The 16413-nt window shown below is 69.0% G+C and carries 9 protein-coding genes and 1 tRNA gene; 4 read left to right on the plus strand and 6 right to left on the minus strand.

What is annotated here, in order from left to right; translation table 11 throughout:
* Nucleotides 1–52: 52 nt before the first annotated feature.
* On the minus strand, nucleotides 53–967 hold the full coding sequence (locus VT85_RS28275; RefSeq protein ID WP_197491122.1) for a CAP domain-containing protein: 915 nt from the start codon (nucleotides 965–967) through the stop codon (nucleotides 53–55).
* A gap of 121 nt (nucleotides 968–1088) precedes the next feature.
* Between VT85_RS28275 and VT85_RS06115 the strand changes: the two genes are divergently transcribed.
* A complete protein-coding gene (locus tag VT85_RS06115; RefSeq protein WP_068412043.1) occupies nucleotides 1089–1580 on the plus strand; it encodes an acetolactate synthase in 492 nt (163 codons plus the stop codon).
* 60 nt (nucleotides 1581–1640) lie between these two features.
* On the opposite strand, the gene VT85_RS06120 is transcribed toward VT85_RS06115, so the two are convergent.
* Both VT85_RS06120 and VT85_RS06125 read right to left on the minus strand, forming a co-directional pair.
* Entirely contained in the window at nucleotides 1641–2495 is an 855-nt protein-coding gene (locus VT85_RS06120; RefSeq protein WP_068412046.1) for a class I SAM-dependent methyltransferase, read from the minus strand.
* Nucleotides 2496–2614: 119 nt separating this feature from the next.
* Complete coding sequence (locus tag VT85_RS06125) at nucleotides 2615–3196, minus strand: NUDIX domain-containing protein (RefSeq protein WP_068412049.1); 582 nt, start codon at nucleotides 3194–3196, stop codon at nucleotides 2615–2617.
* A 68-nt stretch (nucleotides 3197–3264) separates the two neighbouring features.
* Here VT85_RS06125 and VT85_RS06130 point away from each other — a divergent pair, with 68 nt between their 5' ends.
* Nucleotides 3265–4371 carry an acyl-CoA dehydrogenase family protein gene (locus VT85_RS06130; RefSeq protein WP_068421484.1) on the plus strand — a complete coding sequence of 369 codons (1107 nt, stop codon included), beginning with the start codon at nucleotides 3265–3267 and terminating at the stop codon, nucleotides 4369–4371.
* Nucleotides 4372–4388: 17 nt separating this feature from the next.
* Here the strand turns inward: VT85_RS06130 and VT85_RS06135 are convergent, their stop codons facing one another.
* Both VT85_RS06135 and VT85_RS06140 read right to left on the minus strand, forming a co-directional pair.
* Nucleotides 4389–7769, minus strand: a complete 3381-nt coding sequence (locus tag VT85_RS06135; RefSeq protein ID WP_068412052.1) for a UTP--glucose-1-phosphate uridylyltransferase — start codon at nucleotides 7767–7769, stop codon at nucleotides 4389–4391.
* A gap of 61 nt (nucleotides 7770–7830) precedes the next feature.
* Nucleotides 7831–8790, minus strand: a complete 960-nt coding sequence (locus VT85_RS06140; RefSeq protein ID WP_068412055.1) for a sugar phosphate nucleotidyltransferase — start codon at nucleotides 8788–8790, stop codon at nucleotides 7831–7833.
* Nucleotides 8791–9119: 329 nt separating this feature from the next.
* Here VT85_RS06140 and VT85_RS06145 point away from each other — a divergent pair.
* Nucleotides 9120–9193, plus strand: a tRNA-Asp gene (locus tag VT85_RS06145).
* A 539-nt stretch (nucleotides 9194–9732) separates the two neighbouring features.
* Here the strand turns inward: VT85_RS06145 and VT85_RS06150 are convergent.
* The gene (locus VT85_RS06150) at nucleotides 9733–14763 is read right to left on the minus strand and encodes a hypothetical protein (protein ID WP_197491123.1); all 5031 of its coding nucleotides are present in this window, start codon (nucleotides 14761–14763) and stop codon (nucleotides 9733–9735) included.
* A 1068-nt stretch (nucleotides 14764–15831) separates the two neighbouring features.
* Here VT85_RS06150 and VT85_RS06155 point away from each other — a divergent pair.
* Entirely contained in the window at nucleotides 15832–16377 is a 546-nt protein-coding gene (locus VT85_RS06155) for a pyruvoyl-dependent arginine decarboxylase (RefSeq protein WP_068412061.1), read from the plus strand.
* Nucleotides 16378–16413: the final 36 nt, after the last annotated feature.

Consider the following 16413-nt stretch of genomic DNA (forward strand, 5'->3'; position numbering starts at 1 on the left):
CTCGGCTTCGAGTGAAATCCTCCCAAGCGGGGACTTTCGGTCGACGGGCGCGTCATTCCTCCACCAGCAGGAGGCACCAGGAGGGCCTATCCTCGGCGTCTCGGGCATAACCGATCCCAGCGGTCCCGAAGGCCCCCGTCACCAGCTCTTTCCGGCCCTCGTCGCCGAGCAGGAACCGGACGTACTCCTCGGCCGTCGGCTCGCCGATCGCCACCGACTGCGCCAGGTTCTTGAACGAGAGGCCGGACTCCTTCATCAAGGCGACGAGATCGGGGGCCTCCTCCGGCTTCGGCTCCTCCTTCTTCGCGTCCGGGTCTTCCGCCTTCTCCGCTTCGGCGGCCCTCGCCGCGGTCGCGGCCGACGCCTCGGCGAGCTTCCGCGCGATCGCGGCCAGCTTCGGGTCGAGTCGGAGCGGCTCCTTGCCGGCCTCCTTGCGCGCGTCGTTGATCCGCGAGAGGGCGTCCTTCTCGGCGTCGTCGGGATCGAGGCGGGGGAGCGGGGTCCCGAACTCGACGCACCAGTAGCTCCGGCCGTCCTCGTCGTCGACCCTCGCCGCGCCCATCTGCGTGAATTCGCCCAGGATGTTCTGCTTGTGGCCGGGGCTCTCCATCCAGGCGGCCATCACGGCCGGCACGTCGTCCTGCCACTTCGCGACGTTCTCGCCGGTCCGCTGGTAGTGGTAGCCCACGCGCCTGACCCGCTCCGAGGGCGTGGAGCCGTCGCTCCCTTCGTGGGTCATCTCGCCATGTTCGGCCATGTCCGCGGCGTGGAGTCGGGCCGCCTCGTTGAGCTTCTCGTCGAGCGCGAGGGCGGGCAGCTTCTCGGCGGCCCGTTCCTTGTTATGGCCGTCGAGCAGCGCCTGGAGCGTCGGCGGGGCCGCGGGCTCGTCGAATGCCGCGGCGACGACGGGCTCGATCGCGAAGAGGACGATGCCGGCGGCCAGCCAGGCGGAGGCGGCGCTTCTCATACGAGCGTTCCTTCCTGCGACGTTCCGCGAGGAGTTCGCATTGACGTGGGTGGATGAGCCCCATTAATTTTGAAGGACGCGATTCGGCTTGAACAGTCCTGGCAAGCAGGCGAGGGACTTTATGAGCTTAGGAGAGGGCGGCGAGAACGAAATCGACATCGAGACGATCCACGGCCGCAACTGGCCGACCGTGACCCAGTTCTCGGTCTTCCTCGAGAATCGGGTCGGGCAGGTCCTTGAGGTCGTCCGGTCGTTCCATGGCAGCAAGGTCAAGATCGTCGGCCTGACGATCTCCGACTCCGCCGATTGTTCGATCCTGCGGCTCATCCTCAGCCATCCCGAGCAGGGGCGAGAGATCCTCTCGCTGAACAAGCACCCGTTCGCCGAGAACGAGCTGGTGGCCGCCGAGCTTGGCGCCACCTCCACCTCGCTCGCCGACCTGTGCCTGGCGCTGCTGCGGGCGGAGATCAACATCCACTACGCCTATCCCCTGATCGTCCAGCCCCACGGCCGTGCGGCGGTCGCCATGCACATCGACAACAATGAGCAGGCCAGCCGGGCGCTGCACGAGATGGGCATCGAGATCCTCTGCGAGGCCGACCTGTCGAACTGAGCCGACCGGCGTCTCGCGAATCGACGGTTCCAGGTGGACGGCATCCGACCACCTGGAACGTCAGCCGTCGGCGGGGCGGCGGGCCACGAACATCAGGTTGCTGGCCAGTCGGTTCACGGGCCAGAGCCGCTCCAGCACGCCGTTGCACCCCCAGACCAGGCCGTGGAGCTTCCCGTAGGCGTCCTTGACGGCCCTGGGGAACCCGTTGAGCATGGTCGGCACGATCAGCCGGCGATCCCGCGCCAGGACCTCGAATCCGGCCGCCCTGAGCATTGTGGAGGCCGAGCCGATCGTGTAAAGCCGGTCGTGCGACTCGTGGCCCAGCCGCCGCTGGATCGCCTCGGTGTAGCTGAACCGATTGGGCAGGCAGGCGACCAGGAACAGCCCGCCGGGCTTGAGGATGCGGAAGACCTCGCGAAGCGAGTTCACCTCGTCGTCGACGTGCTCCCAGACGCCGTTGCTGGTCACGACGTCGAAGGACTCGTCGGGGTGGTCGAGCCGGTAGGGGTGACGGATCACGGCGTACCGCAGTCCGCTGAAATCGTGGAACGGCTTGTAGAAGTCGGCCTCGACGTAGTCGCAGCCGTGGAGTTCGAGCGAGGTGCCGAAACGCCGGCGGTAGATGCAGGAATCGACGGCGTGGCGGCACCCCCATTCGAGGATGCGGTCGCCCGGCCTGATCCCGCGCGCCAGCCAGTCGATCACGGCCAGCCGTCGGCGGAGGGTCAGCGGCATCGAGAAATGGGCGTCGAGATAGCCCTGCTCCTCGGTATCGAGCCCGTTGGCGGCGACGTGGGCCTTCTGCGCGGACCAGAGTTCGCGGATCAGGGCGGCCTCGGCGGCGTGGTCGGCGGGAGTCGGAGACGTCCCTCGGGCCGGCCGGTGATGGGTCCCCTTCGATCCGAGAGCGGTCATCGGTCAGTCCTCGTCCTGCGCGTCTCGCGCCCTGTCTTGCCTGCTGGCGGCCGATTCGTCGGGGACTCTAACGCCAGGGGCGCGATCCGGCAAGGTGAACCGAACGGTCGCCGGCGCGCTCAACGGCCGGCCGCGGCGATCCAACCGGCCGCGCCTCGGGTCGAGATCGCCAGGACGCGGAACAGCTTGCGGACGTCCGCCGGGTCGAGCGGCCGGGGGAGCATGGCCCGGGTCATGGGCGACCTGTCGACCACCTCCTCGCGGAGCCAGGACCGGGCGACGCCCAGGATCTCGGCGTGGTCGAACGCCAGGTCCAGGCCGGCCTCGACGGGGCGCCATGCCGCCTCGGCCGCGTCGTCGCCCCCCTGGATCGCGTGCTCGCCGGCCGGGAGCACGGCGACGTGCGCCAGGGTGATCGTCCTTCCCCTCGGGTCGCGGCCGGGCCTGGCGAAGAAGCCGAGGGGCTCGACGGCGCCCGGGACGACCAGTCCGGTCTCCTCCTCCAGCTCCCGACGGGCGCCGGCCTCGGCGTCTTCCTCCATGTCGAGGAACCCGCCGGGGATCGCCCAGCGGCCTTCGAACGGCGGCTTCCCGCGGCGGATCAGGAGCGTCTGGAGCGCGTGGTCGTGCCAGGCGAAGACCACCAGGTCGGTGGTGACGGCCGGCCGGGGATACGGGTAGCAGTAGGGAGGGGATGACATGGTTCGCGGCCTTGTGCGACGATTGACGATTCGGGCGGCGCGTTCGGATGGTCCCGGTCGAGGGTAGCATGGGCGACGAGACGGTGCACGACGGCTTCTGGACGGAAATCGACCCTGAGGAATCGCGGATCGTCGCGCTGACCGACGCCCTCCGCGCCGAGGACGGCCCGGCCGACCTCGCGGGCGGCTGGCCCGAGGCCCTCTGGTCGCGGCTGGTCGACGCCGGCGCGACCCGCTGGTCGGTCGCGAGGGAGCAGGGGGGGGACGCCTGCCCGCGCCCGCTGGCGGTCCAGCGCTACGCGAGGTTGGCCGAGGCCAGCCTGACGGCCGTCTTCCTGCTCTCGCAGCACGACGCCGCCGTGCGACGGCTGGCGACGGTCGCCGAGCGGTCGAAGGCGGCCGAGTGGCTCTCTGCGATCGCCCGGGGCGAGGTGATGGCGACGGTCGGCATCTCGCAGCTCACGACCTCGCGACGACTGGGCGCGAAGGCGCTCGTCGCGACCGAAATCGGCCCCGACCGCTACCGGCTCGACGGCTCGATGCCCTGGGTGACCGGCGCCGAGCGCGCCGACGTGTTCGTCACCGGCGCCCTCCTGGAAGACGGCCGCCAGCTCCTCGTCGGCCTCCCCAGCGATCGCCCCGGCCTGACCGTCCTGCCGGCGTTCGAGCTGGCCGCGCTCCAGGCTTCGCGCACCGCCGAGGTCGTCGTGAAAGGTGTGGAGATCGCGGCGGACGACGTGCTCATGGGACCGACGCGGGAAATCTCCGCGCAGACGGGGGCCGTCGGCACGGCCGGGCTGGAAACCTCCGCGCTGGCGCTGGGACAGGCCGCCGCCGCGATCGGCGGGATGGCGTCGCTGACCGCCGACCGCGTGGACCTGATCGAGCCGGTCGAGCTGCTCCGCGAGAACTGGGGCCAGGCCTGGTCCACCCTGATGCGCTGCGCCCGGGGCGAGGGGGACGCGGCGACCGCCGCCGCGCTCCGCGCCCAGGCGAACGCCCTGGCCCTGAAATCGACGCAGGCCTTCCTGACCGCCCGGCGCGGCAGCGGCTTCCTCCGCACCGACCCCGCCCAGCGCTGGGCGCGCCAGGCCCTCTTCTTCCTGGTCTGGTCGTGCCCCTCGCCGATCGCCCAGGCCGCCATCCGCGACCTCGCCGGCCTCTGCCCGGCCTGAGCCGGTCGGGGCTGGGATCAGCCGGGGAACTTGCAGAGCGAGGCCACGTAGTCTCGGCTGCCGTCGGTGACCCAGCCGTCGAGCTGGGCGGCGTCCTTGAGCTGCTGACCCCGGCGGCGGTCGACGGACAGGAACGAGCAGGGGAGGTCCGGCAGCGAGGTCAGGTCGCCCCAGAGCTTCTCGAACTGCGCGACCGGGAGGACGTCCTCCTGGCCGTGCCCCCAGCGCTTCTTCACGTCCTTGATGGTGACGTAGGTCGGCACCCGCGCGGCCAGCGAGCGCACGGCGGCGGCGACCTTCTCGGGAGAGCGGCCCAGGTCGTCCCGCGAGAGGTGGAGCGCCTGGAGCAGGCCGTCGATGCGGACCCACGTCGTCATCGAATTGTAGTAGCGGAGGGCGAACTCCGAATCCTCGCGCGGCTGCGCCAGCCCTTCGAGCAGCCGAAGCCGCCCGCCGACCCGCGCCAGCCCGCCCCCCCGGTCGTCGATCCGCCTCGGGAGCACTTCGAAGCTCAGGGTCGATCCGGCCTCGACGACCAGGCCGAGCACGCCCGGATCGACGGACGCGCCCAGCGTGTCGATGTTGTGGACCATCAGCCACTTGAGGTTCGGATGGTCGACCAGAAGCTTCGCGAGCAGGCCGTTGCGAAGGAGGTTGGGGACCTCGTAGAAGTGCCCCGGCGGGTTGAATCGCTGGAGCGGGACGTTGTCGACGTAGTCGGCCCCTTCGCCCTGAGACCTGGCCCAGTCGAGGATCGCGCGACGGCCCGCCTCGCGGACCTTCTGCTTGTTCTCGTCGAGGGTCTCGTGCGTCGACTCTTCCCAGAGGAACGTCAGGTCGCGGGCCATCGGCACGAGCCGCTGGCCGATCGACTGGCCTCGCGAGAGGTGGACGGGACCGTCGTGACCGTAATTGCCGGTGATCGCAAGTCGGCGGGCGATGGCCTCATGCGTCAGGTAGCTGGTGGTGACCACGTGGGGGATGGTCGCGCCCAGGGCGTCCTGGACGGCCTTCGTCTTGGCGAGGTGGACCTCCAGAAAGGAGCGGTGGCGGCCCTCGAAGATCGCGAACGGGTTGATCGCCTTGACGACCCCCGCGCCGCTGGTCCAACGGCTGCCGACGCCCGCGGCCAGCGAAACGACCGCGACCTCGCCGTTTCGGATCAGCCGCTCGCCCAGCGCGACGGCCTCTTTCGGGGCGTGGTCGTGGGCGTCGATCAGGTCCGAGTCGTCGACGTCGTGGATCTGCATGTCGACCGGGAGCCGATTGCGCGCCAGGCCGATGCGGCCCCGGATCAGGTCCTCGCGGAGCGCCTCGTGCTGGACGGCGTCGAACCCGTTCGCGAGCCGAACGGCCTCGGCCTCCTGGTCCCACTTCGTCGAGGTCGAGTCGATGGCGCTGCGGGCGACGGGGAAGAGCTTGTTGATCATGGTCCGAAAGACCCGCAGCAGCTCGGGCGTCTCGTCCTGGCGGTTGGCGAAGGCGTCGACGTCGGCCTTGCGGAGCGGGTCGAGGCCCGCCGTGCCCTCGGCGATCATCCGGGGGATCTGGAGCGTGTAGTACCGCGCGGGCATAAGCGCCGAGTCGTCTTGCTGGAGCGTCGCCCAGGTCCCTCGCGGGTTGATCCGGAAGTCGTAGACGACCGGCTCCATCGCGAACGGCAGCGCGTCGTCGAGCGAGCGCTTGACCCGCCGCATGATGTCGCCGATCCGGGCCTTGAACTCCTCGTGCCGCGCGGGGTCGACCATGAAGGCCATGCCGCCGCCGGACATGCCGCCGAGCATCAGGAAGCCCCAGAAGTCGTCGCCCAGGGCCTCGCGGGCCTCGCGGATGATCCCCTCGGTGAAGGCGCTGGTGATCCAGGGGATGATCCCCTTGAGCGGCCCTTCCCAGTTCGCCGTGGTCCAGCCCCCCAGGGCCCGGACGTCGGCCTTGTCGACGGCCTCGACGACCCCCTCGAAGATCCGGAGCGCCTCGCGACGCGCCCGCCATTCGGCCTCGTCGCGGAGGAGGTACTTGGCCGTCACCATGTTCAGGATCGGCCCGACGTTCTGGGCCATGCCGCCGTGGACCAGGACCATGCTGCTCGCCAGCGACTCGGCGAACGAGAGGCCGGGCCCGGCCCCGTCGGCGGCCCGGGACTTGAGCTCGACGTCGACCAGGCGGTGCTCGGGGAGCAGGCGCCCCCGGCTGACTCCCCATTCCGGGTCCCCCTCTCCGGCGGGGACGCCCATGATGAGCTTCACGCCGGGGAAGACCCCCCCCGAATCCTGCCAGCCGCCGCCCGAGCCCCCCAGCCACTCGCCCAGGATCGCGCGGGCGACGACGACCCGGGATTCCTCCAGGTCCAGCGGGCCGACGAGGTTCGTGGTCTGGCCGGTCGCGCGCATCAGCAAGGCGATCAGCGAGGCGAGCAGGTTCGTCGAGACCGCCAGCCGCGACCCCTTGGGGATGTCGTTGACCTTGCTGACGATCTCCAGGCCGTGCCCCGGGCGGACCACCCGCGCCAGGAGGTCGGCGAGCGTGGCGGTCGTCCCTTCGAGCGACGGCGGGACCAGGCCCGAGGCGATCACCCCGGCCTTCACCAGCCCGAGATAGTCGTTGCCGAAGTTGAACAGCTCCTCCAGCGTGTCGACGTCCTTGGTGGCGTCGAGGTCGATGCTGGTGAGGCGGAGGATCGGCTCGGAGATCACGCGGAGCCGGCACTCGATGGGGGGCGTGGGGGCGTCGTCGCGGCCGTGGACGCCCAGGTCCACCGAGATGTTCAGGACCCGCGCCCCCTCGGGGAAGTCCATCCCCAGGAAGAAGATGTCCGACCAGCCGCTGTGCGAGAGGTCGAGCCGCACCGGCGTCCGCTCCATCAGGATCGGGTGCAGGCCGTCGGCCGAGTCTCGTTCGAGGAGCCTCGCGTCGAGCCGGAGCGGATGCTCGTCGACGCCCCCCACCCGGAACATCCAGCGGTTCCCCGGGCAGCTTCGGACCGACCGGCGGACCTGGTCGGCGAGCGTCTGGAACGCGATCTGGTCGTACGCCTGCGCCAGGGCGCTGCAGATCGCGCCGTTGGGCCGGTGCTCCTTGAGCACGGCCCGGAACGCGGTCACGGCCTGCTCGTAGCGACGCTCCATCAGGTCCATGTAGCCGTCGAACGGGATCAGCCCGGTACGGCGGACGGAGGCGTCCTCCTGGACGTCGTACCGATAGATCGCGTGCAGGAAGAGCGAGGCGCGGACCCGCTCGTAGAGGTTCTCGGAGCGTCGTCGGAATCGCTCCAGCTCCTCGCAGGCCTGGAGCTTCTCCGCGAGGCTCGCCCCCGCGACGAGCGAGCGGGCGGAGCGGTCGCGGATCGCGGGGTCCGAGCCGGTGATGGTCTCGATGAGGATGGAGCCGAGTGATGCCATGATCGTCCGCGATTCACGGGTGATGGGGCGGGGGAGGGGACGCGCGCCGGCGGACGGCCGTTCAACGCGACGACGAGGATGGCTCGATCCGGGCGGCCGCGTCCAGCAGGACGGCCAGGATCCGCTCGCGGTCGACGCCCGACATCGCCAGCGCGACCTGGGCCTCGATGGTCCCGAACTTGACCCCGAGGTTGAACCGCTGGCCGTGGGTCTCGAGCGCCAGGTACTTCTCGCGCCTCGCCAGTTGGTTGAGCGCCGAGGTGAGCTGGATCGCGCCGTGCTCGCGGCGGTCCTGGTTCACGGCCTCGTCCAGCAGCTCGAACACCGTGGGCGTCAGGACGTGCATCCCGAAGAAGCAGAGGTAATGCCCGGCGCGGAGGCCGGGGACGTGCAGCCGAAGCTCGGCGAGGGTGGGGTTGGGCTTCTCGAGGATCTCGTCGATCGCGTAGACGTCGGGCCGATCCGCCAGCCGACGGCCCGTCAGCGTGCCGTACTGGTGGATCAGATGCTCGCGGGTCGCCTGCACCGCCGAGACCGCGCACGACTCGGCCGTCGCCAGGTCGATGAGCTGGCGGGCGCAGCGCCGGGGGTCGGACGAGAGATACAGGTGGTCCCCCAGCAGAAGGAGGAAGGGGTCTCCGCCCACGAACTGTCGGGCGCACCAGACGGCATGGCCGTAGCCCCGGGGCTCGTCCTGTACGGCGAACGTCAGCCGCTCCTCCAGGTGCAGCAGCCGCTGGGCCTGCTCGTCGGCCCATTCGACCTCGCGGAAGGCCGTGCGGAGATTCTCCGCGTAGTTGCGGAAATGGCTCCGGTAGACCGCCTCGTCGCCGGGGGCGCTGACGACGCAGATCTCCTCGATCCCGCTCTCCAGCGCCTCCTCGGCGATGATCTGGATGACCGGCTTGGTGAGGCCGTCGCGGTCGACGATCGGCAGCATGGCTTTCTGGACCGTGTCCGACGCCGGATACTGCCGGGCGCCCCGGCCCGCGGCGGTGATGACTGCCTTCGTGATGAACACGTCCCTACCCCTTCGGCGGAAAGACCCGCTCCCCTCGAAAACCCCGACCCGCACGCCGCGCCCCGCGGAGCGTCGCAAGAGTCGCCTTCGCTCGGCGTCCTCGCGCGACCGCGCGCATCCCGGTTGCAGTCTAATCACCGCCGCGACGGCCGGGAAAGGCGGTTGCCCCCCCGCTTCCACTTCGCGGCCATCCCCCCCTTCGGCCCCCCAGAACGGATTTCGGGGAACTCGGGGACTGCCCTGTTGACTTCCTCCCCCGCGGACAATAATCTATGACTATTCCAACGCAGCACACGGCAACGCAAACACAAGCGAGGCCAGACGCTCTTGGGGATGTAGCTCAATTGGTTAGAGCACCGGCCTGTCACGCCGGAGGTTGTGGGTTCGAGCCCCATCATCCTCGCTAGTCCTTAAGGGTGGATCTTCAAGTCCACCCCACACAATCCGATCGCGATTTCTTCGCCTCCCGACTCCCAACATGGGAATATCGCGGAGGCGTTGTTGCGTTTCAGGCCTGGGCATCAAATCGGGCGTTTCGCCGGGCCTGGTCATGAAGCGCCGATGGCCGGGAGCGCCCACCTTCCGGCGGTTCGTCCGCCACCCTCGCGGCGGGATGGACGAATTGGTGCGCTCCGCACCGGAATCCTTGGATGGACCGTCGGAGATCGACGAGCCATCCAAAAAAGGAGCCTCCTCAGTCAACTCCACCGAGTTCCGGCGGAAGACCTTGGCGTACCAGGGTTCCCAGAACCCGTGGCACCCCGATCGCCGCCTCCCGACCCTTCGAGGTGGTGGTGTTAGGTGAGGAGTGTCAAAAAAAACGCGCCGCCCGTCGCCGTGTCCCGAGCTTCACGGATGAACCGCTCAGCCTCTGGAAACGGCGACGTGCTTCGGCGCGTCGGTCGGCCCCCCGTGGGGACGGGGGGCGCGGTCGGTTGAGGATCAGGCCTTGCCAGGACGGCGGCCGACGCCGACGGACTGGATGAGGGCCTGACGTCCGGCGAACGGTGAGGGCTTCGTGAGCGGGGCCTTGCCGTTCAACTGGACGCGGGCCGGGCCCGAGCGGTTGGGCCTGCGGGGCGGGTGGGCCACCACCACGCCGTCGTGCCGCTCCTGCCAGCCGGTGTAGGCCGAGGCCGGGATGACGAAGGTGACGAAGTCGCAGACCTCTTCGGGGGGCGGAACTTCGAAGAGTCCGCCGCCGTGGAAGTCGTGGTTCTGCCCGCCGTCCAGCGCCATGACGTCGTAGGTGCGGGGGTCGGTGCGCTGGTGGGAGTAGCCGATGTCGTTGCCGAAGCCGCCGAGGACGATTTCGCGGATGCCGTCGTCGCCGGCGTCGAGGACGTTGTCGCCGTTGCCGCCGTCGACCTGGTCGTCGCCTAAGCCGCCGTAGATGACGTCGGCGCCGTCGTTCGGCAGGCTCGGGTCGCGCGGGGCGTGGACGACGTTGGCGGTCTCGGGAGTCCCGCCGAGGATGACGTCGTCGCCGTCGCCGCCGTAGAGGAGGTCGTTTCCGAAGCCGCCCCAGATCACGTCATTGCCGGCGAGGCCCCAGGCGACGTCGGCGCCGTTCCCGGCGTCGATGAAGTCGTCGCCGTCGCCGCCGACCAGGAAGTCGTCGCCGTCGCCGCCGGACAGGGAATCGTTACCGACCGAGCCCCAGATCTGATCGCTGCCGGAGCCGCCGAGGAGCGTGTCGTCGCCCGCGTCGCCGACGAGCACGTCGTCGTCGTCGCCGCCTTCGATGTAGTCGTTGCCGTCGGTCGTGGGATCGCCGGGTTCACCGTCGTCGAGGCCGCCGCAGAGGCGGTCGCGACCGGCTCCGCCGTAGATGAAGTCGGCGCCGAGGCCGCCGTGGACCACGTCGTCGCCCGCGCCGGCCCAGATGCGGTCGTCGCCCTCGCCGCCCAGGATGACGTCGTCGCCGTCCTGACCCATCACGAGGTCGGCGCCGGTCCCGGCGTCGATCGTGTCGTTACCGGCTCCCCCGCGGATGACGTCGTCGCCGGCCGATCCCCAGATCCGATCGTCGCCGTCGCCGCCGTCGATCTGGTCCGCGCCGTCTCCGCCGTCGATCTGGTCGTTCCCCGCATCGCCGGAGATGATGTCGTCGCCCTCTTGGCCGGCGATGAGGTCGTCGCCGTCACCGCCGGAGATCCGATCGGCGCCGAGCCCCCCCTCGATCCGGTCGTCGCCGATTCCTCCTTCGAGAACGTCGTCGCCGGGTCCGCCATAGATCTGGTCGGCGTCTTCATCGCCGAAGATCGTGTCGTCGCCGTCTCCGCCGTCGATCACGTCGGCCCCCGCGCCGCCGGAGATCCGGTCGTCGCCGGCGCCGCCGAGGATGACGTCGATGTCGTCCTCACCGAAGGCGAGTCCTTGATACGAGAGGACGCCGATCAGGTCGTCGCCGTCGCCGCCGAAGATGACGTCATACCCCGCATCGCCGTTGAGCGTGTCGTCACCGGCGCCGCCGTCGATGTAGTCGTTCCCCTGGCCAGCCCCGATCTTGTAGATGACGGTCGACCCACAGTCGGAGTCGGCGTCGCCGAGGATCACGTCGTCGCCGTCGCCGCCGGAGAGCTTGTCATCGCCGGCGCCGCCGAGGATCACGTCGGAGCCGATCCCACCCTCGATGACGTCGTGGCCGTCGTTGCCGGCCAGCCGGTCGCGGCCCGCCCCGCCGTCGATGTAGTCGTTCCCGCCGGCTCCCCAGATCGAGTCGTTGCCGAGACCGCCGAGGAGAACGTCGACGCCGTCGTTGCCGCAGATCGAGTCGTTGCCGGCGCCGCCGTCGATGAACAACGGGCAGTCGCCGCCGGCCCCTTCGAGCCGGTCGTTGCCGGCCTCGCCGAAGAGCCTGCCATTGGCGCGGACGAAGTCGTCCCCGTCGCCGGCGTAGACGATGAGGCCGATCTCCTCCTCGACTCCCATCGACGCCTGGATCGAGTCGTCGCCCTGGCCGGCGTTGATCGTGAGGACGTCGTCGCCGGGCTGGAGCGGGCAGTTCGCCGAGCTGTTGGAGATGACGACCCGGGCGTTCTGCGATTGCTGGACGTCCACGACGCCCGCGCTCGGCGACGTGACGCCGATGACGTCGCCGAGGCTCGTGCCGCCGACGACGACGAGGTCGCGGACGGCGTCGGCGCCGAGGTCGACGTTGACCCGCCGCAGATCGGTGTCGCGGAGGTCGCCCACGACGAACGAATCGGAGGCGTTCGAGCCGGTCACGTCGAGCTGCTCGACCGCGCCGATGTCCAGCGCGAAGAGTCCGAGGTTCGTGCGCCGGAAGAGGACGCGGGTGCCGTTCGCCTGGACCAGGAAGTCATTTCCGGCCGCCGGGGCGCCGAAGACTCGGACCACGTCGTTCCCGCCGCCGCCTTCGATCACGTCGCTGCCGTCGCCGTTGTTCCAGACGAAGCGGTCGGAGCCGGCACCGCCGAACATCTGGTCGGAGCCGCGTCCGCCGGTCAGGACGTCGTTGCCGGGTCCGCCCTCGATCCGGTCGTTCCCGTCGCCGCCGGTCAGGGTGTCGTCGCCCATTCCGCCACGAATCTCGGCGGCGGTCGTCGACCCGCTCAGGGTGACCACGTCGTTGCCGTCGCCTGCATCGACGTAGACGAAGAGGCCGGCGATGGCGAGCCCGAGGGTCACGGCGTCGTTCCCGCCCCTGGTCTCGACCTCCAGCCGTTCGATCCCGCCCGCGAGGGTGACGGGCATGCCGTCGATGGTGACGACGTTTCCGGCCGAGGTCACCTGGGTCGGCCCATCGCCGCCGACGAGCCTCACCGTGTCGAAGCCGAGCGCGCCGTCGGCCGTCAGGCCGCCCCGATAGCCGTTGAAGCTGACCGTCGGAATCGTGTCGACGGTCGTGACGCGCCCGCTGCCGGTGATCGGCCCGGTCACCTCGAATCGCTCGTCCCCCGCCGTGCCGACGACGGCCAGGGCCGCCGTCCCGAAACCGACCATCGCGATCGAGGCGACCCCGCTGTAGGTGACGGTCGGGGCGGAGGTCTCGGCGATGGTCCCCAGCGCCAGATTGAGGGTCGTGGCCAGGCCCACGCGGGAGGTGTACGTCAGGTGGTCCGCGTCGGCCGGCGGCCCGCCGTCGACGGTGATCGAGGTCAATCCCGTCGGCGTGGACGCGTTCTGGAGCGCGACGGCGTCGGTCCCTCCGAGCGCCTGGATGTTGAGGTTCGCCTTGTTGGCGAAGGTGATCGACTCGAAGCCGTTCACCGCCACACGCCCCCAGTTGGAGTTCATGAGGCTGGCGGTGTAGGTGATCGCGTCGTCGCCGTTCGTGCCGTAGACGGTGAGAGTCGCGGCCGGGATGAAAGCGAAGAGAGGTTCCAGGTTCGCGAAAGCGATCCGCATCAGGGCGTCGTCGAACACGTCCTCATAGGCCAGCCGGCCCTGATCCGGGTTGGGGCCGGGGGTGTAGATCAGTTCGTCGACGGACGTCGCCGGCGAGCCCGACATGGTCAGGCTGTCCGAGCCGGCTCCGCCGTCATACGTGATCGGAATGAAGATCAGGTCCGTGGAGGCGTCGATGGAGAGGCTGTCGTCGCCCCCCCTGGCGTCGAAGAGGATCGCGGCCACGTCTTCGAGGAGCAGCGGGACGATGGAAACCCCCGCGACCGTCCCGGTGACGCGGACGTCGGCGTCGGCGGGGTTCGAAGCCGTGAACGAATCGGCGGCGCCGGAGCCGACGACCGAAACGTCGACCAGGTCGGTCAGCCGAACGCCCCCGTCGGACTCGAATCCCTCAAGATTGAAGGTCGTCGCCCCGACGATGATCACGTTGTTCGACGGGGTGTACGTGGCGGACGCGGCCCCCTTGCCGTCGACGACCAGACTGTCGGTGCCGGATCCGCCCCGGACGGTGACGACGGTGTTCAGGTCGCCGTCCAGGACGAGCCGATCGTCGCCCGCGGCCGCGTCGATCACCAGCGGCTTCGTCAGGTCGATCAGGTACGAATACGACGTCCCCGTCGTCCCCGGGATCGTGATCGGGGTGGTGTAGTCGTCGTTGAAGAAGGGCTGGACCACGACCTGGCCCATCGACGGGCCGATCTTCGTGATCGTGATGATGTCGTGCGCGGCGCTGCCGGTGACGTACTCCATCGCGGAGGCGCCCACCTCCGGGTCCGCCGCCAAATGGTCGTACGGGTTCGGCGTCGTGTTCAGGACGGCGGGGTCCGTGTTCCCGTCGCCCCGGATCATCGGGAGTCGGGAGATGACGTTGGAGTCCTCACGATTCCTGAGGTAGGACATCACCTCGGACTTGCTGTAGAGGTCCCAAAGGGGGCCGTCGACGCCGAGGCCCGGCGGCGGCGGATCGCTCGAGTCCTGGCGGTAGACGTGCCGGAACCCGAGCAGGTGCCCCGCCTCGTGGACGATGACGTCTCCAAGCCGCTCGGCCGAGAGGTCGTCGTCGCGAAGCAGCGTGAACGCCGAGCCCTCGTGTTGATTCGTACTGCCGATGTCCAGGCTGTTGGCGATCCCGCCGTAGCCGTTATCGGGGAATCGCTGCGGATTCGTCGTGTCGTCGTCGGTCGTGCCGCCGATCAGGGCCTGGACGATGAACATGTAACTGTCGTTGTGCTTGGACGTGGCGTTGTTGGCGGCCAGCGTCCGCGAGACGTCGTCGAGGTTGGCCGCCGCCCGGACCTCATTTCCCTCGATCATCGTCGTGGCGGACGTCAGTTCCACCACGGTCACGTCGAAGGGCGCCAGCATCTGACGCACGTGCACGCTGATCGCGGCCCGGAAACTCGCCGCGTCGGTGCCGTAGAGGGTGTCGAACGCGGTGAGCTGCACCGAGGCGCCGGAATCGAAGGTGCCGTCCGGCCCGTCGAGCTGCGGCCCGTTGATGTTCACGCCGCCGGCGACGTCGTGGCTGTTGATCTGGCCGGCGTCGATCCCGTCGAGTACGCCGCTGGGGAACAGGTCCCCATAATCGAGATACAACATGCTCGTCAGAAGTCGCCTGGCTTCCAGCGACTCCACCGTCGCGAGGGTCAGGCCGAAGGCTCCCGCGCGTCGACCGCCGCGAGCCGCGCGATTCCGAGCCGCACTCCGCCTGCGCCCTCCCTCGGAAATCGGTCGAGATCCGGACACCTTGATCCCGCGAGATCCCCCCGAGCCGACCTCGGCCCCGGAGATCCCTCCGACCATCGGGACGACGAATAGATCGAGGGACTCGATTTCGACGCGCTTGATCGTCGCCGAGGAACGACGATCCTCTCCCAACTCGGCCCGCTTTCGACGCCATGATCCAGCCATGCGTGGTCTCCTCCAGATGAGTATTCGAGGCCGGTGCACCAGGCTTGACGCCCTCGAATTCAGGTGCCAAGAGCTGCAACGGACCGGGAAGGCGAATCGATTGCGGAACATGCGGGACTTACGAAGTCTGAATAGGGATCTAGCACCCGCGCGACACCGGATATTTAGGATTACTGGGGTATTGAGTCATGTCAATATTCCTCTCGACGATTCCTGTGTTTTATATTTCATAGAACCCTCTTTCGTTACACTGAAACACTCGCTTTCGGGGTCACCCGTCTGGCGTCGTATCGATACGGGGCCAACCGAAAGGCCTTTCGAGGCCAAACCCCACCATCCCAGGGAGGTGGTCGATCTCATTTCACATCGAGACGACCTCCAAACGCACGAACTCGGACATGTCCGGTCACGGCCTGGGCGAGCCGTCCCGAGTGGGCCGGCCCGCGGGCAGGGGCGAGACGATGAGATCCGATCGCACCCTCGATCTCGCCGGGTAGTCGATCGTGATTCCGCGGGGCTGAGGGGCCGTGGAGGCTTACAAGATGGTGCCGGGGCGACGGGCTGCAGGGGCCGACGTCGTGGAGAACCGTCCTCAGACTTTCCGGGTGATCTTGAAGTGGAGGGGCCCGGGCAGCGATAATTGAACCTTCGTCAGAACGAGCGCGACGTGCGGAGACGACGCGGCCCTATCGCAGCCAGCGGGTCGGCTGAAGTCCAGATCAAGGACCGGCCGACGCGGGAGGATTCAAGCCAGAGATGTACGTACCAGCGAAGCTGTTCTTCACCAAGGGAGTCGGTACTCACCGCGAAAAATTGACCAGCTTCGAGCTGGCGCTTCGGGACGCCCAGATCGCCTGCTACAACCTGGTGAGGGTCTCCAGCATCTTCCCGCCGCGCTGCGAAGAAGTCACGATCGAGGAGGGGCTCAAGGAACTGAGTCCCGGCCAGATCGTCCACGTGGTCATCAGCGAGTGCGCCTCGGCCGAGCCTAATCGTCTGGTGGCGTCGAGCGTCGGGGTCGCCATCCCGCGCGACCGCGATCAGTTCGGCTACCTGTCCGAGCACCACGCCTACGGGCAGACCGCCAAGACGGCCGCCGATTACGCCGAGGACCTCGCCGCCGAAATGCTGGCGACGATCCTGGGAGTCGAGTTCAACCCGAACAGCTCGTGGGACGAGAAGCGGGAACTCTGGAAGATCGCCGACGTCATCTACAAGACGAAGGAAGTCACCCAGACCGCCGTCGGCCACAAGGACGGCCTCTGGACGACCGTGATCGCGGCCGCCGTCCTCCTCCCCTGAGTCGGCCCCGCCGTTCTTCTTGGATTCGGACTCTCG

This window comes from Planctomyces sp. SH-PL62, assembly GCF_001610895.1.
Taxonomy (GTDB): domain Bacteria; phylum Planctomycetota; class Planctomycetia; order Isosphaerales; family Isosphaeraceae; genus Paludisphaera.